Raw genomic sequence first — 20,604 nt, forward strand, 5'->3', positions numbered from 1 at the left:
ACAGCTCCGGGAGCCCCGATGCCCGACCAGCAGCTCCTCTCCGGCGACGAGGCGGTCGCCCACGCGGCCTTCGACGCCGGCGTCGCGCTCGGCACCGGCTACCCGGGCACGCCCTCCACCGAGATCCTGGAGGCGTTCTCCGCGCTGGGCGGCCGCGCCCAGTGGGCGCCCAACGAGAAGGTGGCGCTCGAGGTGGGCCTCGGCGCCGCCTACGGCGCGGTGCGGGCGCTCGTCACCATGAAGCACGTCGGCCTGAACGTCGCGGCCGACCCGCTCTTCACCGCCGCCTACACCGGCGTCACCGGCGCGCTGGTGGTGGTCTCGGCCGACGACCCCGGCATGTCCTCCTCGCAGAACGAGCAGGACAACCGCCGCTACGGGATCGCGGCCGGCCTGCCGGTGCTGGAGCCGGCCGACGCGCAGGAGGCGTACGACCTCTTCTTCACCGCCGTCGAGCTCTCGGAGCGCTGGAAGCTGCCGGTGCTCTTCCGGATGACGACGCGCGTCTGCCACGCCAAGTCGCTCGTCCGCCCGCGCGGCCGCCGCGAGACGCCGCGCCCCGGCCACTTCGAGCGCGACATCGCCGGGCGGGTCATGATCCCCTCGAACGCCCGCCCGGCGCACCGCCGGCTCCGGGCGAAGCTGGCCGAGATCGCGGCCTGGGCCGAGGAGGCGCCCCTGAACCGCGTCGAGGCGCGCGACCCGGCGCTCGGCCTCATCACCGACGGCGTCGCCTACCTGCACGCCGCCGAGGCCGCCCCCACCGCCAGCGTGCTGAAGCTCGGGCTCGTGCACCCGCTGCCGCTCGAGAAGCTCCGCCGCTTCGCCGCCTCGGTGGAGCGGTGCGTGGTGGTGGAGGAGGGCGACCCGGTCATCGCCGACGCGCTGCGCGCGGCCGGCATCGCGGTCGAGTCGAAGCCGGAGATGTACCGCTTCGGCGAGCTCGACGTGGCGCGCGTGCGCCGGATCGTGGCGCGCGACACCTCGCCCGAGCCGGCGCCGCCGCGCGGCAAGCCGCCCGAGCTGTGCCCGGCCTGCCCCTACCACGCCGCCTACGCCGCCCTGAAGAAGCTCGACTGCATCGTGGCGGGCGACATCGGCTGCTATTCGCTCGGCGCGCTCCAGCCCTACCAGGCGATGGACACCTGCGTCGCCATGGGCGCGGCGCTGGGCGTCGGGCTCGGGCTCCGGCACGCGCTCCCGCCCGAGCAGGCGCGGCGGGTGGTCTCGGTCATCGGCGACTCCACCTTCGTCCACTCCGGCATCACCGGCCTCGCCGAGGCGGTCTACAACCCGCCCCCCACCGGCCACGTGGTGCTGGTGCTCGACAACGGCACCACCGCCATGACCGGTCAGCAGGAGCACCCGGGCACCGGCCGCACCCTCGACCACGCGCCCACGGCGCAGCTCTCGATCGAGCGGCTGGCCGAGGCCATGGGGGTGCCGAGCGTCACCGTCTTCGACGCCTTCGCCGACCCGGCCGGCTTCGAGCGGCTCCTGGCGGAGCGGCTGGCGGCGCCGACGCTGTCCGTCATCGTGGCGCGGCGGCCCTGCATCCTCGCCGCCGCCGACATCCGGAAGTGGGAGAAGGCCGGGGCGGAGCGGCGCGCCGCCCAGGCGTGCCTGGCGCAGGCGGAGGAGTGAGGATGAAGGTCACCAACGTCGTCCTGGCCGGCCTGGGCGGGCAGGGGGTCATCAAGGCCTCCGACATCCTGGCCGACGCCGCGGTGCGCGCCGGCCTCGACGTGAAGAAGTCCGAGGTCCACGGCATGAGCCAGCGCGGCGGCTCGGTCACCTCCGACGTGCGCTTCGGCGAGAAGGTGCTCTCGCCCATGGTGCCGCGCGGCGAGGCGGACTTCCTGGTGGTGCTCTCGCCCTCGGAGGTGGAGGTGGCGCGGCCGCTGCTCGCGGCCGGCGGGGTGCTCCTCGGCCCCGACCTCGTGCCCGAGGCGAAGCTCCCGAACCGGAAGAGCCTCAACGTGGCGCTCCTGGGCGCGCTCTCGAGCCACCTGCCGTTTCCGCCCGCCGCGCTCCTCGCCGCGGTGAAGGCGGCCCTGCCGGAGCGGCTCCACGCCGTGAACGAGCAGGCCTTCGAGCTCGGCCGGGCCGCGGCCGGGGGGAGCGTCCGATGAGCCCCGGCCGCGTCGCCTGGAACGACCCCCCCGGCGGCTTCCACCCCGCGAGCGCCCCCGACTACCTCCCGCTGCCTCGGCTGCGCGAGCTGCAGCTCCAGCGCCTGCAGGGCGTGGTGGCGCGCGCCCACGAGCGCGTCCCGCTCTTCCGCCGGCGCATGGAGGAGCGCGGCCTCGACCCCGGGGCGCTGCGGGCGCTGCCGGACCTCGGGCGCCTGCCGTTCACGGTGAAGTCCGACCTGCGCGACACCTACCCCTTCGGCCTCTTCGCGAGCCCGATGGAGGAGATCGTCCGGCTCCACGCCTCCTCCGGCACGACCGGCAAGCCCATCGTCGTCGCCTACACCAAGGCCGACCTCGAGGTGTGGACCGAGGTCATGGTCCGCACCTTCGCCGCCTGCGGGCTGCACCGCGGCGACATCGTCCAGAACGCCTACGGCTACGGCCTCTTCACCGGCGGGCTCGGCGCCCACTACGGCGCCGAGGCGCTCGGGGCGACGGTCATCCCGACGAGCGGCGGCAACACCGAGCGTCAGCTCATGGTGCTGCAGGACTTCGGCGCCACCGCCCTCTGCTGCACGCCGAGCTACTTCCTGCACCTCGTCGAGCGCGCCCGCGAGCTCCAGGTCGACCTCTCGCGGCTGCGGGTGGGCGTCTTCGGGGCCGAGCCGTGGAGCGAGGCGATGCGCCAGCGCATCCAGGAGGAGAGCGGCATCCGCGCCTACGACATCTACGGGCTCTCCGAGATCATCGGCCCGGGCGTGGGCGCCGAGTGCGCGGCGCAGGACGGCCTGCACCTCTTCGAGGACCACTTCTACCCGGAGATCATCGACCCGGTGACGGGCGAGGTGCTGCCGGAGGGCGCGGAGGGCGAGCTCGTCCTCACCACGCTCTCCAAGCAGGCGATGCCCATGATCCGCTACCGGACCCGCGACGTGACCGCGCTCGTCTCCGAGCCGTGCCGCTGCGGTCGGACCCTGCGGCGCATCCGCCGCATCGGGCGCCGCTCCGACGACATGTTCATCATCCGCGGCGTGAACGTCTTCCCGTCGCAGGTGGAGACGGCGCTGCTCGAGGTGAAGGGGACCCTGCCGCACTACCAGATCGTCCTCACCCGCGCGAAGGGCCTCGACGAGATGGAGGTGAAGGTCGAGGTCACCCCCGAGCTCTTCTCCGACAAGATCCGCGAGCTGGAGGGGCTCCACCGCCGGCTCGAGGCCGCCATCGACCACGTGCTCGGCATCCGCGCCAAGGTGACGCTGGTCGAGCCGCGCTCGCTCGCCCGCAGCGAGGGCAAGGCGAAGCGCGTCACCGACCTGCGCAGCGTCTAGGGGAGAACCGCCATGCTGCGACAGCTCTCGCTCTTCCTCGAGAACCGCCCCGGCCAGCTGCGCGCGCCCTGCGAGGCGCTGGCCCGGGCGGGCGTGGACATCCTCACCATGTCGCTCGCCGACACCGACCAGTTCGGCCTGCTCCGCCTCGTGGTGCGCGACGCGGAGCGCGGCCGGCGCGCGCTGGAGGAGGCGGGGATGGTGGTGAACGTGGCCGACGTGGTGCCCATCGAGGTGGACGATCGCCCGGGCGGCCTGGCCGCGGTGCTGGCGGCGCTGGACGAGGGGCAGATCGGCGTCGAGTACATGTACCCGTTCGCCGCCGGCCCGCGCGCCGGGAAGGCGGCCATCGTCTTCCGCTTCGACGATCCGCCGCGGGCGCTGGCCGCGGTGCAGGCGCGCGGGCTCCGGGTGCTGGACGAGTCGGAGCTGGTGGCGAAGAAGCTGTGAGCGCCTGCCCCGGCCCGGCGCGGGCGCGCGCCCGGCGCTGGGCTATGCTCTCCGGATGACCTCGACGCGTGGACGCCTCCTGGGCGCGCTGGCCGCGCTCGCCGCCGCGGCCGCCGGCTGCAGCGACAACCCCTTCGGCGCCGGCACCGCCTGCACGCCCGCCGCCGAGAAGGCGCGGCTGCTCGCCACCGCCCAGGACTGGTACCTCTACCAGGACCTCGTCCCCGGCACGGCGCAGTACCAGCAGCTCGTCCCGACGCCCTTCGACCCGGGCGCCTTCGCCACGCCGCAGGACCTGCTCGACGGCTTCACCGCCGCGGCGCGCGCGAAGCACGAGGACCGCGGCTGGAGCTACCTCCTCACCCAGGCCGAGGCGCAGCAGTACTTCCAGTCCGGCCAGTCGGCCGGGTACGGCTACGGCTACGTGCTCCCGGCGGCGGGCCCCTTCGCCGGCAAGCTCGTGCTCACGCAGGTCATGGGCGGCTCGCCGGCCGCCCTGGCCGGCTTCGCGCGCGGCGATCAGATCCTGGCCGTGGGCAGCACCGCGCAGACCATGACCGACGTGACCACCCTCGTCGGCCAGGGGACGCTCGGCACCGCCCTCTCCGGCAGCACGCCCGGCACGCCGAAGGTCCTGAGCGTGCTCCCGCGCGGCCAGACCACCGCCGTCACCCGCTCCATGACGAGCGCGGTGTACGACCTCGACCCGGTGGTCTCGAAGGTGATCGCGAGCCCGCTCGGCAAGCCGGTGGGCTACGTGCTCCTCCGGACCTTCGTCACCCCGGCCGAGCAGAAGCTCCGCGACGCCTTCGCCGCGTTCAACGCGGCCGGGGTGAAGGACGTGCTGGTGGACGTGCGCTACGACGGCGGCGGCCTCCTCGCGACGGCCCGGGTGCTGGCGAGCCTGCTCCACCCGGCCGCCGGCGAGCTCATGTACCAGGGCCAGTACAATGCGAACCACGCGGGCGACAGCTGGAGCGAGAGCTTCGGCGACGAGGCGAACCGGCTCCCGGCGGTGAACCGGGTGGCGTTCATCACCACCTCCGGCACCGCCTCCGCGAGCGAGCTCGTGCCGAACGCGCTCGCCGCGTACCTGGGGCAGAGCCTGGCGGTCGTGGGCGGCCGCACCTACGGCAAGCCGGTGGGGCAGACGCCGTTCGCGCTCGGCAGCTGCCAGGACCAGCTCTACCTCATCTCGTTCCAGCTCCAGAACAGGGCCGGCTTCGGCGGCTACTACGACGGGCTGCCCGACGCGGCCGGCCAGTTCGGCGGCGCCTCCTGCGCCGCCGACGACGACCTCGCGCACGAGCTGGGCGATCCGGCCGAGACCTCCACCGGCCAGGCGCTGGCGTTCGTGGACGGCGGGGCGGCGAGCTGCACCGCCATCCCGCCCGCCACCGCCACCGCCGGCGCGGCGCCCACCGGCCTCAGCGCCGCCCGCGCGGCGGCGATCTACCCGCGCCCCGCGCGGCCCTCGCCGGCGCAGCTGGAGATGCCGGGGCTCTTCTAGCGCCGGATCACCGAGGAGGGATCGGGCAGCACCCGGTCGTAGTCCGACGACAGCAGCGGCGACGACACCACGAAGTCGGCGGTGGTCCGGTTGCAGGCGGTGAGGATGTTGTAGAGCACCGCGATCCGGAGCAGCGCCTTGATGTCCGGGTCGTGCGGCAAGGGCTCGAGCGGATCCCAGAAGAAGATGAGCGCGTCGAGCTGGCCGCAGGCGATCATCGCGCCCACCTGCTGGTCGCCGCCGAGCGGGCCGGAGAGGAGCCGCTTCACCTCGAGCCCGAGCTCCTCGACCAGCATGCCGCCGGTGGTGCCGGTGGCGTAGAGGTCGTGGCGCGAGAGCGTCCCGACGTTGTAGCGGGCCCAGGAGAGGAGGTCGGACTTCTTGTTGTCGTGCGCGACGAGCGCGATGCGCTTGCGCGGCGACATGGGCGTGGTCTTCGGCATGGGCGCATCCTCTAGCGCGACGCGTCAGACGGATGCAACCCGCAGGCGGGGCCGACGAGGTGACGAGGTGGTGAAACCGAGGTGTCGCCGGCACCTGCTCGCCCTGCGCGCAGCTGCTCGCCGGGCGCGCACGTTCACCATGAGTACATCACGGCGCCCGGACCGCGGAGGGGCGGAGCGACCTCGCGGCCCCTCCGCCCCTCCCCCCTCCCACGCCCTTCACTTCGGGAGCTGCCGCAGCACCGCCACCCCGCTCCCGGTCGCGACGTAGAGCGCGGGCGGATCGACCCGCGTGTCGAGCGACAGCTGCTGGACCGCGTCGTCCGGGAGACCCTGGCCCGCCCGAAGCGCGCTCTTCGCGCCGGTGACCGGATCCCAGAAGACGAGCCCCGTGTGCGCGCCGGCGAGGACGAGCCGCCCGTCGGGCAGCGCCGCCAGATCCTGCACGTCCTGCTCGCTCATCCCGGCGGCGGACGGGCTCACGTAGGTGAACCTCGCGTTCCCGGTGTCGTGCGCGAGGCCGCGGCCGGAGCCGGGCGAGGGCACCGACGGCACCGCGCCGTAGAAGAACGAGCTCGCGAACCAGGGCGTGCCGTCCTTCGCCAGCGCGACGCCCGACAGGCTCACCACGTCGCCGATCTGGCTCACCGGGAAGACGGGGTCGCTGCCGTTGCCGTACGCGACCGCATAGGCCTGCGCGCCGCTGCGCATGTTCCACTGCTTGAGGTCCGCCACCCAGCGGATCTTCCCGGCGCTCCAGCGCCCGGCGTGCCACAGGTCGCCGTCGGGGTCGATGGTGAGCCCGCGCCAGTCGCCCATGCGCGCGTTCCCCTCGCCGCCCGCCTCGCAGGTCGTGTCGCCGTGGAAGCACACCTGCACGTGCAGGTGATCGCTCATCCACTCCTGGATCGAGAAGCCGGTCCACTCGCCCGGGCTCGGGTCGCGGTACCTGTCCGGGAAGAACATGTCCACGCCGTGGTCGGTGCCGGCGTAGAGCGTGTGCGGGTGGACCACGTGGTCGTAGGCGAGCCGGTAGACGGTCCGGTTGTGCCAGAACATCATCCCCATGCCGGTGCTCACCATCTGGAAGCGCGTCACCTCGAGCGTCCCGTCCGGCTTCAGCCGCACGCGGTCGAGCTGGCCCGAGTGGCGGTCGACGGCGGAGTCGCTGCAGTCGCCCTTCACGGCGGTGTTGCCGTGGTAGCCGACGAACACCTCGCCCGCGGCGCCGCCGACCAGCGCCGAGATGCCGTCGCCGTTGGCCGCGCCGGGCACGCCCTTCTCGCCCCCGCAGTAGTCCTCGTCGTAGAGCTTCGGGTGGTCGGCGAGGTGGAGCCCGTCCTTCGAGGAGAAGCGGGTGAACTTCGCGTCGCCCGGCTTCAGGAGGTAGACCGCCTGCGGCGTCGCCACCCACAGGTTCTGCGCCTCGTCGGTCGAGGCGGCGACGACCGGCGACTCCTGCAGCCCCTCCGCCGCGCCGTAGGTCCTGTTCTCGAGCGGCCAGGGCCCGGGGCCGCCGAAGCTCGTCCCGCCGTCGGGCGTGCCCGCGTCCGGCGTCCCTGCGTCCGGTGCGCCGGCGTCGGGCGTCCCCGCGTCGGGGGTCCCGGCGTCGGCGCCGCCGTCGGGCGAGCCGCCGTCCGCCTGGTTGATCGTGACGCCGCCGTCGTCCCCGCCGGCGCCCTTCGTCCCGCCCGAGCCGCTGCACGAGCCGAGGAGCGCCGCGACCGCGAGTCCCCCCAGCAGGGCGACGGTCGCGACCACGCGCGGGACGGAACGCGCCACGAAGGGATCCATGCGTGAGGCCTCCTGGCGGCGGGCGCGCGGGGGCGCTCCTCGCCGAGGGGCCTGGTGGATGCGAGAGTCGCGCCACCGCGGCCATGCCACCCGGGACGGCGCGCCGCGCGGGGACGCTGGGCAGCGCGCGGGAGCGGCGGGGAACTCACCTTCCCAGGCGGCGCGGTCGCGCTGACCGAAGTGGCCCGAGCGCGCCCGCCCGCCAGGCTGCTAGACTCGGGTCCGTGGCTTCACCGAGAGGAGAGTCGTGAGCGGCGGCCCACCCGGCGAGCGCGGCCCAGGCCAGGAGCCGGGCGTCGGCGCCTCGCTGCGCGCCTTCTCCCTGCGCATCCTCGTCGGGACGGCGCTCGCCACCCTGGTCGTGGTGCTGGCGCTGCGCTGGTGGAACGTGGGGCCCGGCGCGCCCGTGGCGCCTCCATCCCCCCCGGGGGAGAGGGGGCAGAGCGCCGCGCGGCCACCCCCGCGCGACGCTGCGCTCCCCGACTCCGCCCCCGTCACCGCCTCCGCCCGCGAGGTCGAGCGCCGCCACGCCGCCGGGGCGCTCTCGGAGGCGCAGAAGCGCTTCGACCGCTGCTCCGGCGGCGACCTGCGCCGCCTCGCCTGGATCGACCCGACGCACGGCGTGGTGAAGCTCGTCCGCGAGCGCGAGGACGGCGTGACGCTGGAGGAGTGGTTCGACGACGACGGCCGGCTGCGCGAGGCGCGCTGGCAGGGGCGCACCGCCGCCGGCCGGTGGTCGCGCCGCGTGACCCTCGACGCGGACGGCCGCGCGTCGCCCGAGGAGGCCGCGGGGAGCGCCGTCCCCGACGCGGCGCCGCCCGCGCTCGATCGCCAGGACCCGACCGCAGCCTTCTTCGCCAGCCCCGCCTGCCCGCCATGAAGCTCCGCCTGCTCGCCATCGGCAAGGACCGCTCCGGCCTCTACGCGCCGGCCGTGGCCGAGTACGGCACGCGGCTCGCGCGCTACGTGAAGTTCGAGCTCGTGGAGCTGCCCGAGGCGAAGAAGCACGCGGGCACCCCGCGCGCGAAGGACGAGGAGGGCGCGACGCTGCTCGCCAAGGTGGACCCCCGCGAGCGGGTGGTGGTCCTCGACGAGCGGGGGAAGGAGTACACGAGCGTCGAGCTGGCGCGCCGGGTGGAGGGCTGGCTGCAGGGCGGCCGCGACGTGGCGCTCCTCATCGGCGGCTCCGACGGCCTCGCCCCCGAGGTGCTGGCCCGGGCCGACGAGAAGCTCGCCCTCTCGCGCCTCACCCTGGCGCACCGGCTGGCGCGCCTGGTGCTGGTGGAGCAGCTCTATCGCGCGTTCACCATCCTGCGGGGCGAGCCGTACCACAAGTGAGGGTGACCGTGTCCGCACTCTCCCCTCGCCCCCCCCGCATCCCGGAGGGGAGTCCAGCGAGGTCGCACTCTCCCCTCGCCCCGCGGAGCGGGGAGAGGGGCGGGGGAGAGGGGCCTCTCGGCCACGCCCGCTCACGGCTCGGTTCGGAACGGGCAACCCCGGCCGCCCCTCGCCCGCGCGCGCGTCGGCGCCCGTGCTCCGCGCCGCCGGGTGTCCCCAGGCCGGAACGCGCAGCGTGGTCCTCACGACGCGGGCTGCGGAACCTTGCACCGCGCCGCTGCGCGTCGCGGAGCTTCGAGCAGTCCTCGCCCGCGGCGAGGTCCCACGGACGCGTTCCGGCGAACCTGGAGCCGGGGGCGGCGCTCCGCAATGGCGCCTCGTGCGCGCGCGGACGCGGTGCGGCTCAGCCCTGAGCTCAGGTCCGCGGTGTGTTACCCATGTGCCCGGTCTGCCTCCCATGGCGCCGCCGCCGCTCGCGGCCCGCTACACGGCCTCCCGCCCAGGAACCACCGCAGCCCATCCGGCGCCCGGCCCACGACGCGCAGGTAGCCGCCGTGGATGCAGCGGAGGTGGTGGAAGCGGCAGAGGCCGATCTGGTTGTCGAGCTCGTCGCCGCCGCCCTGGGACCGGAACAGCACGTGGTGGGAGTCCACGGCCCGGTGGCTGCAGCCCGGGACCTGGCAATGCCCCGCGTCCCGGTCCCGCACCTTCCGCGAGCGGCTCCGATTGCGCTTCACCACCCCCTTCCAGGTGTCGAGGAAGTGCTGTGCGAGGACGGCGAGGCAAGTCCCGAGCGGCAGCGGCTTCCCGGTCCGGTCCCGGACGGCCTGCACCGCGGCGGCGAGCACCGCCGCGATCCGGAGGGCCAGCGGGGCGGCCAGCTTCCCCCACGCACGCATCCGGAGCCGGTGCAGCTGGCTCTTCCGCACCGCGAGCGCGCAGTAGCCGATGAGGTCCTCCCACTCGGCCCGCTGGACGGCCAGCTCGCGCAGGCGGGCGTCCACGTCGTGGGCGGTGGCGGTCTCGTAGAAGCGCACGTCGGGAGCGGCCACGTCCGGGATGGCGGGGAGGGCCGCCCAGCGCTCCGTCTCCTCCTCGAGCGCCGCGGCGCGGGCGTCGTCGCCGGGGCGGAGCTGCCGGACCGCGGCGCCGAGCACGCGCGCCTGGTCGGGGTCGGCCTCGCCGGCGTAGGCGCCCGCGAACTCCTGGGCGATCGCCTCGAGCCGCTCGGCGCGCGTCGCGCCCGGCAGGAGCTCGCCCGCGAGCGCCAGCGCCTCGTCCAGCGTCTCGCGCTGGGCCGCGCGCTTGCGCAGGTCGAGCACCTCCCGGGCGTAGTCGTCGAGGTGGTACCCCAGCTCCGCCAGCCGCTCGCCCTGGCGGAGCGCGTCGAGCCCCTCGGCGATCGCGACGTCGAGCGCGCCCCGCGCCCGGCCCGCCCAGACCAGCAGCGCCTCGCAGGCGTCGGCCTCCGGCTCTCCGCCGCGGAACCAGACGTCGAGCTCGCGCCCGGTGAGCGGCGCGAGGTCCACCGGCGGCGGCGCGTGGCTCGTCCGCCACGCCTCCCAGGGCGAGCGCGCGGCGGGGTCCGGTGCGGCGGCCATGGACGAGATCATCACACGTGCGTCTGACACCTCGAGTCAACCGGCTGCCTTCCAGGCTCGCCAGCCAGCGGCACCGGCGGGGCCGGTTCTATCCGGATACAATGGACAACCGGGTTGTATCCGGGTATAACGCCGCCATGGACGAACCCCGCAGCTACACCGCCTTCGCCGACGATCGCCTCATCGCCTCGGGTCCCCTCGAGGAGATGCTGGCCGGGACGAAGGCCTGGGTCGATCGGAAGGAGCGCGCCCGGCTCCTCATCTTCGACGACGCGACCGGGCGCGAGGTCGACTTCGACCTGCGCGGCTCGCTCGAGCGGGTGCTCGCTCGCGCCGCGCCGCCGGCCGCCGAGCCGGGCCGCCCCGGGCGCCCCCGCCTGGGGGTGGTGGGGCGCGAGGTCTCGCTGCTGCCGCGGCACTGGGAGTGGCTGGAGGAGCAGCCGAACGGGATCTCCGCCGCCCTGCGCCGGTTGGTGGACGAGGCGCGGAAGCGCGAGCCGGGTAAGCAGCGCGCCCGGTCGCTGCGCGAGGCCGCCAGCCGCTTCATGACCGCCATGGCCGGCGATCGCGACGGCTACGAGGAGGCCTCGCGCGCCCTGTTCGCCGGCGACATCCCTCGGTTCGAGCGGCTCGTGCGCGCTTGGCCCGCCGACGTCCGGAAGTACCTCCTGCGGTGGGTGAGGGAGGCGGCGAAGGTCGAGGGGGCGGACGGGGGAGCGGAGGGGTGATTTCGGCGGGGGTCACTTCCCCAGCACGAACCTCCGGAGGTGCTTCACCGCGATGGTCCCGTGCGACAGGAGCTTCTCGTCGAACCCGCGCTGGTCGAACGCGCCCGCCGCCCGCGCGTCCTCCTCCAGCCGGCCGATCTCGGTGAACCCGAGGAAGTACTGGGTGAGCTGGGTCGAGTCGAGCTTCGCCCGGAGCAGCTTCCGCTCCGCCTGCGTCTGCTCCTGGAAGCCCTCCTCCACCATGAAGCGCACCGCCTCCGCGTCGGTCATCTCGCCGCCCTGGAGGCCGGCGTCGAGGATGGCGTTCGAGGCGACGATCATGTGGCCGCGCAGGTCCATGAAGCGGTAGCGGTCGTTCTGCTCGCCGCCGAAGCCGTTCTTCACCACCAGCCCCTCGCCGTAGACGGCCCACCCCTCGGCGAAGGGGCCGCTCCACAGCGTCGCGCGCAGCGCCGACGGGTCGCGCCGCGCCCACCACGCCTGCGTGTGGTGGCCGGGCAGGGCCTCGTGCGCGGCGGTGAGCGTGATCTCGTAGGTGTTGTTGCCGCGCAGGTAGCTCTCGGCCTTCTCGGCGGGCCAGGTGGGGTCGACCGGCTCGACGTAGTAGGTGCCGTGGAAGGGCGCCTGCTTGTCGAGCGCGTCGGGCGAGAGGTACTCGGCGCCGCCGCCGCCGCGCTTGAACTCGGGCATGGGCAGGACCGAGAGCGTCTCCTTCGGCGGGAGCGCCACGAACCCGTGCTGGTCGACGAAGGCTCGCAGGAGGTCGAGCTTCGCCGCGCTCGCCTCGACCAGCTCGTCGCGCTTCGGGTGGTCGGCGGCGAGGGCGTCCTTCACCCGGTTGATGAGCGCCGCGCCCACCGGCGCGGGCTCGTTCGGGAAGAGCTGTCCGAAGAGGCGGCGCGACACCTCCTCCAGCTCACCGCGCGAGCGGGCGAAGTCCTCGCGCGCGGCCTTCACCGTCTCCTCGGGGCCGAGGTCGGTCTGGAGCGCCAGCGGGAACTTCTTCCGGAAGAGCTCCGCGCCGAGGCGCCAGTCGCGGGTGGCGCGGGCGGGGAGCGTCTTCTCGAGGAACGCCTGGTGCGCCTGCAAGGCCGTCACCGCCAGCTTCCGCGCCTGCTCCGCGCGGCGATCGCCCTTCGTGAAGGCGGCCACTTCCGTCTGGAAGAACTCGATCCGGCCCCGGTTGTCCTTCACCGCCTGCTCGAGGTGGACCTTCGAGACCTGCTCCATCCACCGCTCGCGCGCTCGCAGCCAGGCCGGGAGCGCGGCGAGCTGCGAGGCCGCCGCGCGCCGCCGCTCGACGACCGTACCCCAGGTGCCGTGGACCAGGTCCGAGAGCCGCGCCGCCACCACCTCGCGCGGGTCGAAGTAGGTGAAGCCGTCGCGGAGGCGCGGGTCCCAGGCCCACTCCCGGATCTCCGTCAGCTCGAGGAGCTCGAGCGCGATCCCGTCCTGCAGGATGGCCGCGTCCACCTGGGCGTCCGGGTCGAGCGCGGCCCGGTCGATGCCGGCGAGCTCGCCCTGCTGCGCCCTCAGCTCCACCGCGCGCCGCTCCACGCCCTTGGGCGTGACGTCGGAGAGCTTCCCGGCGAAGCGGTGGTCGCCCATGTAGTCGGCGAGGTAGGGCTTCGCGCGGAAGAGGCCGTCGAGGTACCGCTGCTCGAGCGCGGCGAGGCGCTGGGCGGGGGAGGCAGGGGTTGCGGACCGCGCGACGTGCGGGACCGTCAGGAACGCCAGCAGCAGGAGTGTGCGCACGGTGGGGGTCTCCAGGCGATTCGAGGTAGGATCGGCCAGGTCTCAGGGGCGGGCTGCCGCCGGGACGCGCCCGACGATCGCATCGAACGTGCGACGCGCTATCGCGAGAGCTTCGTCTGCTTCGTCGGACGGAGGCTCAGCTTGTTCACCGGGGTACCGGAACTTCCAGGCGTACTCCGTGAGTGGCGCGGCATCCTCCACCACGCCCGCGAGCGAGCCGTCGATCGCGAGCACGGCCTCGCCGATCTCCTCGATGCTGTGCGTCTTCCGGAAGGTCCGGCCGTGAAGGACGAGGAAAGCCTTCAACGCCTTCTCCGCCGCTTGCTGGGCATGAAAGACCACCGCGTCGAGGAGCGAAGGGTCGGCCGCGCGAGCGACGCCCGCGGTACGCAGATCCGAATCCGCCCGCGCGAGCCACCCCTTCACCTCGCGCAACGTCGCGGCGTCAGGGGGCAACGAGGGCTCCTTCGCGAGCGACGGTAGCGGGGAGCGAAGCGACGACCGAGAGCCGCTCGTCGAAGGCGGACCGTGTCCAGACGAGCACGTCGGCCGCGACGCCGGTTCCTCGCAGGGCGCGGTAGGCGAGCTTGGCGCGGCGGCGCTCCGGGGGAGCGTCGTCCGGTACGACGAGCAGCAGGTCGTAGTCGCTATCGGGTCCGCTCTCGCCGCGGGCCCGCGAGCCGAACAGGTACACGCGCTCGGGCTGGTAGGCCGCTCGCAGCCGGCGCACCAGCTCCTCGAGCACGGGATCGTCCCGTCTGAGGTCCGCCCTGTTCATGCGTCGATCCTACTGCGGGGACGTGCGTCGCGCGACCCTGGCGAGAAGCGTGGCCACCGCCGCCGTGACGGGCTGCCCGGTCCTGCGCTCCACGTACAGCCACTCGCCGGAGGGGTTCACCTCCAGGAACACGTGCTCGCCGTCCTCGCGCCGGCGGAGGTCGAGGGCGGCGTAGGTGAGGCCGAGGGCGCGGACGAAGCGCTGGAGCTTCGAGGCGACGGCGGGCGGCAGCGGGACGGGGCGCATGCGGGCGCGGGGGAGGGCGGCGCGGACGTCGACCGGGTCGGCCTCGACGTCGATCTCGGCGGCGAAGAGGTCGTCGCCGACCACCGTCACGCGCAGGTCGGTGCCGGGCACGCGCTCCTGGATCATGAGCGGCAGGTGGCGGACGGAGGCGAAGAGGGCGCGATCGCCCTGGCGGGCGAGCGCGGTGTGGCGCAGGAGCGCCGGGGCACCGGTGACGTTCTTGTGGATGGTCGCGCCGTCGGGCCGGGCGGCGACGAAGGCGCGCGCGGCGGCGGGGTCGTTCGTGACCAGCGTCTCGGGGATGGCGAGGGCGAGCCGCGCGGCCAGCGCGAGCTGGCGCGGCTTGTGCTCGGCAGCCTCGTCGCGGGCGGGGTCGTTCACCCAGCGCGCGTCGAGCGCGGACCAGAACGCGCCCAGCGCGTCGTCGGCAGCGCAGAAGGCGCCGTCGCGGCGGCGGCCGCGCAGGGAGGGGTGGAGGCGGTACGGCTCCGGGCGGCGCCACCAGACGGCGCGGACCCGCTCCGGGTCGAGCGCGTCGCCCGAGCGCAGCGCCCCGCGCCACGAGGACCCGGCGTCGAGGTGGAGCGCCAGCGTCGCGCGCTCGGGAAAGCGCGCCGTGTCGAAGGAGGTGGCGGGGACGCGGCGGCGCCGAAGCTCGGCGAGGACCGCGCGCGCGTGGGAATCGGCCGCCGGCGCGACGACCAGGACGGTTCCGCGCCGGCGGCTCACGGCAATCGCGCTACTTCTTCGCCTTGCGCGCGCCGCGCTTGGCCGCGGTCTTCCGCGCCGGCGCCTTCTTCGTCGCCTTGCGCGCGGTGGTCTTGCGGGCCGTGGTCTTCTTCGCAGCCGGCTTCTTTGCGCCGCGCTTGGCGCTGGCGCGCTTGGTCTTCAGGTCGGCCATCAGGTGCGGCGGGTCTGTGTTGGAACCCATCGTGTGCTCCCCCGGGTTGGTCCGATGCAGCCGCCGAGCGTGCGCTCGGCCGGTCGCTATTGTCTTAGCATAGTCAGCGCCGATCGCGCGGCCCAAGACCGGCACGCAGGGCTCGCGCGTCGATCGCGATCGGGTCGTCGGAATCGGCGCGAGCACATTGTGTGAGGAGTCGGTCGAGGCTGGTGCGAGCCTCGTCGATGCGGCCGAGGCGCGACTGCGCGCGAGCTTCCAGCAGCATCATCCGGGGCATGGCCCAAGCGCCGCGCGATCCGAGTTGTGACCATACGGATCGGAAGCGCCGGGCGGCCTCGAGCACGGCCACGTCCTCACCAGCGGCACTCGCGATCTCGGCCAGCAAGAACGACGGCGGCAGCCCCCATTCCGGCACGGGCTCGACCGCATCGAGCGCTCTCAACCGGGCGGTCGCGCCGGGCGCGTCGCCTGTTCGCCACGCGATGGCTGCAGTGGCGAGCTCGTGATCGGGAGTGCGCGGCTGGAGATGTGCCAGGAGTTCGCGCGCGTGTGCGACATCGCCGAGGAGTGCGAGGTCGGCTGCTAGCGTGGCCGCTGCCCCTGGATTCGTCGTACCCGCTTGCTGCACCTCGGACCACACCGCCGACGCTGGGGCCGTACCGACCAGGGCCAGCGCGAGGCCCACGTGACGATCCCACGCGTCGATCTTCGGAGATGCTCGCGCTGCGAGCTCGACGGATTCCCTACGGCGACCCTGCGCGCCGACGGCGATCGCGAGGTAGGCGCTCGCGCGTTGACGGTCCGGATAGTCGTGCATGGCGCGTCGAAGCGCCCGCTCTGCGTCGATGAAGTCGCCGCGCGAGAACTGAACTGCGGCGAGATCGATGAAAGGCGAGGGATCCGATGCCGAGGAGGCGTTCTTTCGAGCCTCTTCGAGCGACCGATCGAGGTCCCCCATCCACACCGCCCCGCGCACCGCCGCCGCCCGCAGCGCCGGATTCTGCGGCAGCCGAGCCCAGCGGTCGAGCAGCGTCCGCAGCTCCTCCTTGCGTTGCAGCTTCCCGAGCGCGTGGACGAGGCTCCGCACCGCGTTCTCGAAGAAGGGGTCGAGCTCTGCCGCCTTCTGGAGGTACGGGATGGCGCCCGCGTAGTCGCTCCGGTCATACAGGAGGTCGCCAGCCAGATACAGCGCGTGCTTGTCGTCCGGGTAACGCCGGATGAGGTCGTCGTACCGCCGCAGCGCGCCCGCGTCGTCGCCGGCCAGGTGCGCCTGCAGCGCCAGCACGAGCGACCGCTCGCGCGCCGGGAGCTGCGCCTCGTCGCGCAGCGCCGACGAGAGCTCGGCCTCGATGAACGGCCGCTGGGACCCGGCCGACCCAGACACGTTGATGGTGCTCGCCAGGTACGCGAGCTGGTAGTGGGCGAGCGCGAAGCCCGGATCCGCCGCCACCGCGGCGCGGAAGAAGTCGGAGCAGCCGATCCACTCCCGCTCCTCCCTCGGCCGCTCGATGCACTCCACCCCGCGGAAGTAGTGCTGGTAGGCCTCCAGGTTCTTCGTCACCGCGGCGGCCATCTCGACGCGGGCGTCGCGCACGTCGTCGTCGTGCTCGCGCAGCGCCCGGCGGGCGCGCTCGGACACCCGGTCGATGAGCGCCGGGACGTCCTCCTTCCGGCTCACCTGCTCCGTCACCGCGAACAGCGACCGGTCGTCCCTGGGGTCGAGGGCGCGGAGCTGGAGGGCGTAGTCGCCGCCGAAGCGGCGCACCGAGGCGAGGAGGAGCGCCCGCGTCTTCACCGCGCGCCCCACCTCGCGCGCCAGTCGCTCGTCGATACGCTCCACCTCGCCGTGGCCCAGCTTCCGCAGCTCGTCGCGCATGCGGGAGCGCGTCACCACCGCGAGGCGGTGCGACTGCTCGAGCGAGGTGATGAGCAGGGCGGACAGCCCCTCGAGCTGCGGGTCGCCGGTGGCGTTCTCGAAGTCGGCCACCGCCACCGTCATGCGCTGGAGGTCGCGGGCCCCGAGGGCTCGCGCCCCCAGCCCCGCCGCGACCCCGCCGCCGCCCGCGAAGAGCACCGCCACGGCGAGCGCGAGCCAGCCGCGCCGGCGCCGGCCCGCCGCCACCGGATCGAGCGCGCGCGCGATGGCGCCGAGGTCGTCCACCGCCTCCTGCGCCGAGCGGGGGCGGTGGCCCGGGTCCTTCGCCAGGAGCCGCCCCGTGAGCCGCGCCAGCCGCGCCGGGATGCCCTCGCCGCGGGGCTCCGGGGAGGGGCCCTCGTCGAGCACGGCGCTGCGCCCGTTCTTCACCTCGAACGGCAGCCGCCCGGTGAGCATGCGGTAGAGGAGGACCCCCAGGCCGAAGAGGTCGCTCCGCTCGTCCTCGCGCTCGCCGCGGATCTGCTCGGGCGCCATGTAGCCGGGGGTGCCACCCTTGGCGCCCGCCGCGCCGAGCAGGTGCGCCAGGCCGAAGTCGAGCACCTTCACGGCGCCGGACTCGCAGACGAAGACGTTGCCGGGCTTGAGGTCGCGGTGCACCACCCCCGCCGCGTGCGCGTGCACGAGCGCCTGTCCCACCTCCCGGGCGATGCGGACGGCTTCACCGGGAGAGAGAGGCCCGTCGTCGAGCCGCTGTGACAGCGCCTCGCCCCGGAGCAGCTCCATGATGAGGTAGGGGCCGCTGGGGCAGCTCCCGAAGTCGTGGATGGTGACCAGGTTGGGGTGGTTGAGCCGCGCCGCCGACTCCGCCTCGTGACGCAGCGCTTCCACCTGCTCGGCGTCGAGGGGCCGCCCGGGCCGGAGCGCCTTGAAGGCCACCCGCCGGCCCAGGTCGCGGTCCTTCGCCTCGTACACCACCCCGAAGCCGCCGCGCCCCACCTCGCGGACGAGCTCGAAGCGCCCCACCACCTCGCCCGGCGCGAGCCGCGCCTGCCAGACTTCGGACAGCTTCACGTCCGGGGTGCGCGCCAGCTCCTCCAGGAGCCGCGTCAGGCCATCCGCCGCCGCCCCCGCCGCGACGGAGGGCTCGGTGCGATCGGGTTCGAGGCGGCGCGCCTCGCTGCGGGCTTCGGTGGCCATGGCCGGGGAACCGGCGCATGTTACCGCCGAACGGACCCTGTGTCGCACCCGCGGCCGTCCCACGAGCCGGGCGCGCGCCTTGCTACGCCCGGGAGGGAATCATCCCTTGAGAGCGGACGCGAACGAGCCTAGACAGAGGGGCGACTTCCCCATACCCGAGGTGACCGTGCCCAAGACCAAGCCCGTTCTGCTCGTCGTCCTCGATGGTTGGGGCCTGCGGACCGAGCGCGAGGCGAACGCCATCGCCATCGCCGGGACGCCCAACATGGACGCCCTCATGCGCGATTACCCGTGGACCGCGCTCGAGACGAGCGGGCTCTCGGTCGGACTGCCGGAGGGGCAGATGGGGAACTCCGAGGTCGGCCACACGAACCTCGGGGCGGGGCGGATCGTCTACCAGGACCTCGTCCGCATCAACCGCGCGGTCGAGGACGGGTCGTTCTTCCAGAACCCGGTGCTGCAGGAGGCGATGCGGCGGGCGAAGTCGGGGAGCGGAACGGTCCACTTCCTCGGCCTCCTCTCCGACGGCGGCGTGCACAGCCACGTCGAGCACCTGCACGCCTGCCTGGAGCTGGCGCGGCGCGAGGGCGTCCCGCGCGCCTTCGTGCACGCCTTCCTCGACGGGCGCGACGTGCCGCCGAAGAGCGGCCTCGGCTACGTGCAAGCGTTCGAGAAGCGGCTCGGCGAGACCGGCTACGGGCAGGTCGCGACGGTGATGGGGCGCTACTACGCCATGGACCGCGACAAGCGGTGGGACCGGGTGGCGCTCGCCTACGGCGCGATGGTGCGCGGCGAGGGCTTCAAGGCCGCCGGCGGTGCGAAGGCGGTGGAGGAGGCGTACGGCCGCGAGGAGACCGACGAGTTCGTGAAGCCGACGGTGGTCGTCAACGGCGCCGGCGAGCCGCGGGCGCGGGTGAAGGACGGCGACGTCATCGTCTTCTTCAACTTCCGCGCCGACCGGGCGCGCGAGATCACGCGCGCCTTCACGCAGGAGGGGTTCGCCGACTTCGACGCGAGGCCGCGGCCCCAGCTCGCGTACTACGCGTGCATGACGGAGTACGACCAGACCTTCGGGCTCCCGGTGGCCTACGCGCCCGACCAGCCGACGCACATCTTCCCGGAGCTCGTGGCGCAGGCCGGCATCCCGCAGCTCCGCTGCGCCGAGACCGAGAAGTACGCCCACGTCACCTTCTTCTTCAACGGCGGGCGCGAGGTGCAGTTCCCGGGCGAGGAGCGGATCCTCGTGCCCAGCCCGCGCGACGTGAAGACCTACGACGAGAAGCCCGAGATGAGCGCGCGCGAGGTGACCGACCGGCTGGTGCCGGCCATCGAGTCGCGCAAGTACGGCTTCATCCTGGTCAACTTCGCGAACCCGGACATGGTGGGGCACACCGGGAAGCTCGACGCGGCGGTGAAGGCGGTGAAGGTGGTGGACGAGTGCCTCGGCCGGCTCTGGAAGGCCGCGCGCGCCTCGTACATGGCGATGCTCGTCACCGCCGACCACGGCAACTGCGAGCTGATGGTGGACCCGGTGACCGGCCAGCCGCACACGGCGCACACGCTCGGGCCCGTGCCGTTCATCCTGGCCGACCCGGACTTCAAGGGCGCGAAGCTGCGCGAGAAGGGCGTGCTGGCCGACGTGGCGCCCACCGCCCTCCAGGTGCTCGGGCTGCCGCAGCCGAAGGAGATGAAGGGGCTGGGCTTGCTCATGCGCTGAAGACGGGCCGCTCGCGGTCGCGGTCGAAGTCGAGGTCGAGGTCGCTGTTGCAGTCGAGGTCGAGGTCGATCGATGAACGCATCCTCCGGTCCATGCGCTTTCACCTCGACCTTCACCTCCGCCCTCCTCGACCTCCTCTACCCCCCTCGCTGCGCCGCCTGCCGCGAGCTGCTCGCGAGCTCCGCGGACGAGCCCTTCTGCCCCACCTGCCGCGACGCCATCGACTCCGTCCCCCCGGGCTGCGCCCGCTGCGGCCTGCCGGGCCCGCACGCGCTCTGCGGCGCGTGCCTGGCCGCGCCGCCCGCCTTCGCCTCCTGCCGCGCCGGCGCCCTGTTCGGCGGCCCGCTCGCCGACGCGGTCCACGCGCTCAAGTACGGCGATCGCCCCGCGCTGGCGCGCCCGCTCGGCGCCTGGCTCGCCGCGGCCGCCCCGTGGCCCGAAGGCGCGGCGGTGGTCGCGGTGCCGCTCGGCCGCCGCCGGCGCCTCGCCCGCGGCTACGACCAGGCGCAGCTCGTCGCCCGCGCCGTGGCTCGCGCCCGCCGCGCGCCCTTCCTTCCGGCCGCGCTGCGCCGCACCCGCGAGACCGCGCCGCAGGTGGGCACCTCGCGCGCGGAGCGGCTCCGCAACGTGCGCGGCGCATTCGCCGCCGAGCGGCGCCTGGTGGCGGGGCGCGCGCTCGTGCTGGTGGACGACGTGGTCACCACCGCCGCCACCGCCGGCGCGTGCAGCGAGGCGCTCCTCGTCGCCGGCGCCCGCGAGGTGCACGTCATCGCCCTGGCGCGCGCCGACTGACGGGCCGAGCTT

At 74.2% G+C, this 20,604-nt stretch carries 19 protein-coding genes; 10 read left to right on the forward strand and 9 right to left on the reverse strand.

Annotation, left to right across the window (positions count from 1 at the left end; all coding sequences use genetic code 11):
* Positions 1-18 precede the first annotated feature (18 nt).
* The 5 genes from HWY08_RS21205 to HWY08_RS21225 are packed head-to-tail and all read left to right on the forward strand — an operon-like array spanning position 19 to position 5,423.
* Complete coding sequence (locus HWY08_RS21205; RefSeq protein ID WP_176069021.1) at positions 19-1,644, forward strand: thiamine pyrophosphate-dependent enzyme; 1,626 nt, start codon at positions 19-21, stop codon at positions 1,642-1,644.
* A gap of 2 nt (positions 1,645-1,646) precedes the next feature.
* The gene (locus HWY08_RS21210; RefSeq protein ID WP_176069023.1) at positions 1,647-2,132 is read left to right on the forward strand and encodes an indolepyruvate oxidoreductase subunit beta; all 486 of its coding nucleotides are present in this window, start codon (positions 1,647-1,649) and stop codon (positions 2,130-2,132) included.
* Entirely contained in the window at positions 2,129-3,463 is a 1,335-nt protein-coding gene (locus HWY08_RS21215; protein ID WP_176069025.1) for a phenylacetate--CoA ligase family protein, read from the forward strand. Before HWY08_RS21210 ends, HWY08_RS21215 begins: the two co-directional genes overlap by 4 nt.
* Before the next feature lie 12 nt (positions 3,464-3,475).
* Positions 3,476-3,913 carry an ACT domain-containing protein gene (locus HWY08_RS21220; protein WP_176069027.1) on the forward strand — a complete coding sequence of 146 codons (438 nt, stop codon included), beginning with the start codon at positions 3,476-3,478 and terminating at the stop codon, positions 3,911-3,913.
* A gap of 55 nt (positions 3,914-3,968) precedes the next feature.
* Positions 3,969-5,423, forward strand: a complete 1,455-nt coding sequence (locus tag HWY08_RS21225; RefSeq protein WP_176069029.1) for a S41 family peptidase — start codon at positions 3,969-3,971, stop codon at positions 5,421-5,423.
* Here HWY08_RS21225 and HWY08_RS21230 read toward each other — a convergent pair.
* Together HWY08_RS21230 and HWY08_RS21235 are read right to left on the reverse strand one after the other, a co-directional pair.
* On the reverse strand, positions 5,420-5,866 hold the full coding sequence (locus tag HWY08_RS21230; RefSeq protein WP_176069031.1) for a methylglyoxal synthase: 447 nt from the start codon (positions 5,864-5,866) through the stop codon (positions 5,420-5,422). The two genes, HWY08_RS21225 and HWY08_RS21230, sit on opposite strands and share 4 nt — an antisense overlap.
* 219 nt (positions 5,867-6,085) lie before the next feature.
* The gene (locus HWY08_RS21235; protein ID WP_235969742.1) at positions 6,086-7,660 is read right to left on the reverse strand and encodes a ligand-binding sensor domain-containing protein; all 1,575 of its coding nucleotides are present in this window, start codon (positions 7,658-7,660) and stop codon (positions 6,086-6,088) included.
* Between the two features lie 247 nt (positions 7,661-7,907).
* On the opposite strand from HWY08_RS21235, the gene HWY08_RS21240 reads away from it, so the two are divergent.
* Both HWY08_RS21240 and rlmH read left to right on the forward strand, forming a co-directional pair.
* The gene (locus HWY08_RS21240; RefSeq protein WP_176069033.1) at positions 7,908-8,540 is read left to right on the forward strand and encodes a hypothetical protein; all 633 of its coding nucleotides are present in this window, start codon (positions 7,908-7,910) and stop codon (positions 8,538-8,540) included.
* Positions 8,537-8,998 carry a 23S rRNA (pseudouridine(1915)-N(3))-methyltransferase RlmH gene (rlmH, locus tag HWY08_RS21245; RefSeq protein WP_176069035.1) on the forward strand — a complete coding sequence of 154 codons (462 nt, stop codon included), beginning with the start codon at positions 8,537-8,539 and terminating at the stop codon, positions 8,996-8,998. The genes HWY08_RS21240 and rlmH overlap by 4 nt, the downstream gene beginning before the upstream one ends.
* Positions 8,999-9,429: 431 nt before the next feature.
* Here the strand turns inward: rlmH and HWY08_RS21250 are convergent, their stop codons facing one another.
* Positions 9,430-10,599: an HNH endonuclease gene (locus HWY08_RS21250; protein WP_235969743.1), complete on the reverse strand. Its 1,170-nt coding sequence runs from the start codon at positions 10,597-10,599 to the stop codon at positions 9,430-9,432.
* A 137-nt stretch (positions 10,600-10,736) separates the two neighbouring features.
* Here HWY08_RS21250 and HWY08_RS21255 point away from each other — a divergent pair, with 137 nt between their 5' ends.
* On the forward strand, positions 10,737-11,327 hold the full coding sequence (locus tag HWY08_RS21255) for a DUF2239 family protein (RefSeq protein WP_176069039.1): 591 nt from the start codon (positions 10,737-10,739) through the stop codon (positions 11,325-11,327).
* A gap of 12 nt (positions 11,328-11,339) precedes the next feature.
* Here HWY08_RS21255 and HWY08_RS21260 read toward each other — a convergent pair whose 3' ends face one another.
* The 6 genes from HWY08_RS21260 to HWY08_RS21680 form a co-directional block, all read right to left on the reverse strand.
* On the reverse strand, positions 11,340-13,082 hold the full coding sequence (locus HWY08_RS21260; RefSeq protein ID WP_176069041.1) for a DUF885 domain-containing protein: 1,743 nt from the start codon (positions 13,080-13,082) through the stop codon (positions 11,340-11,342).
* A gap of 42 nt (positions 13,083-13,124) precedes the next feature.
* Positions 13,125-13,538, reverse strand: a complete 414-nt coding sequence (locus HWY08_RS21265; RefSeq protein WP_176069043.1) for a HEPN domain-containing protein — start codon at positions 13,536-13,538, stop codon at positions 13,125-13,127.
* On the reverse strand, positions 13,528-13,860 hold the full coding sequence (locus HWY08_RS21270; protein WP_176069045.1) for a nucleotidyltransferase domain-containing protein: 333 nt from the start codon (positions 13,858-13,860) through the stop codon (positions 13,528-13,530). The genes HWY08_RS21265 and HWY08_RS21270 overlap by 11 nt, the downstream gene beginning before the upstream one ends.
* A gap of 9 nt (positions 13,861-13,869) precedes the next feature.
* Positions 13,870-14,835, reverse strand: coding sequence for an MvdC/MvdD family ATP grasp protein (locus HWY08_RS21275; RefSeq protein WP_176069047.1), 966 nt, complete (start codon positions 14,833-14,835; stop codon positions 13,870-13,872).
* Between the two features lie 10 nt (positions 14,836-14,845).
* Complete coding sequence (locus tag HWY08_RS21280; protein WP_176069049.1) at positions 14,846-15,037, reverse strand: hypothetical protein; 192 nt, start codon at positions 15,035-15,037, stop codon at positions 14,846-14,848.
* Between the two features lie 73 nt (positions 15,038-15,110).
* On the reverse strand, positions 15,111-18,083 hold the full coding sequence (locus tag HWY08_RS21680; RefSeq protein ID WP_209005203.1) for a serine/threonine-protein kinase: 2,973 nt from the start codon (positions 18,081-18,083) through the stop codon (positions 15,111-15,113).
* A 166-nt stretch (positions 18,084-18,249) separates the two neighbouring features.
* Between HWY08_RS21680 and gpmI the strand changes: the two genes are divergently transcribed.
* Both gpmI and HWY08_RS21295 read left to right on the forward strand, forming a co-directional pair.
* Positions 18,250-19,800, forward strand: a complete 1,551-nt coding sequence (gpmI, locus tag HWY08_RS21290) for a 2,3-bisphosphoglycerate-independent phosphoglycerate mutase (RefSeq protein ID WP_235969744.1) — start codon at positions 18,250-18,252, stop codon at positions 19,798-19,800.
* Positions 19,801-19,872: 72 nt separating this feature from the next.
* The gene (locus HWY08_RS21295) at positions 19,873-20,592 is read left to right on the forward strand and encodes a ComFC family protein (RefSeq protein ID WP_176069053.1); all 720 of its coding nucleotides are present in this window, start codon (positions 19,873-19,875) and stop codon (positions 20,590-20,592) included.
* The last annotated feature ends 12 nt before the right edge of the window (positions 20,593-20,604 follow it).

It is taken from the genome of Anaeromyxobacter diazotrophicus (assembly GCF_013340205.1).
GTDB classification, from domain to species: domain Bacteria; phylum Myxococcota; class Myxococcia; order Myxococcales; family Anaeromyxobacteraceae; genus Anaeromyxobacter_A; species Anaeromyxobacter_A diazotrophicus.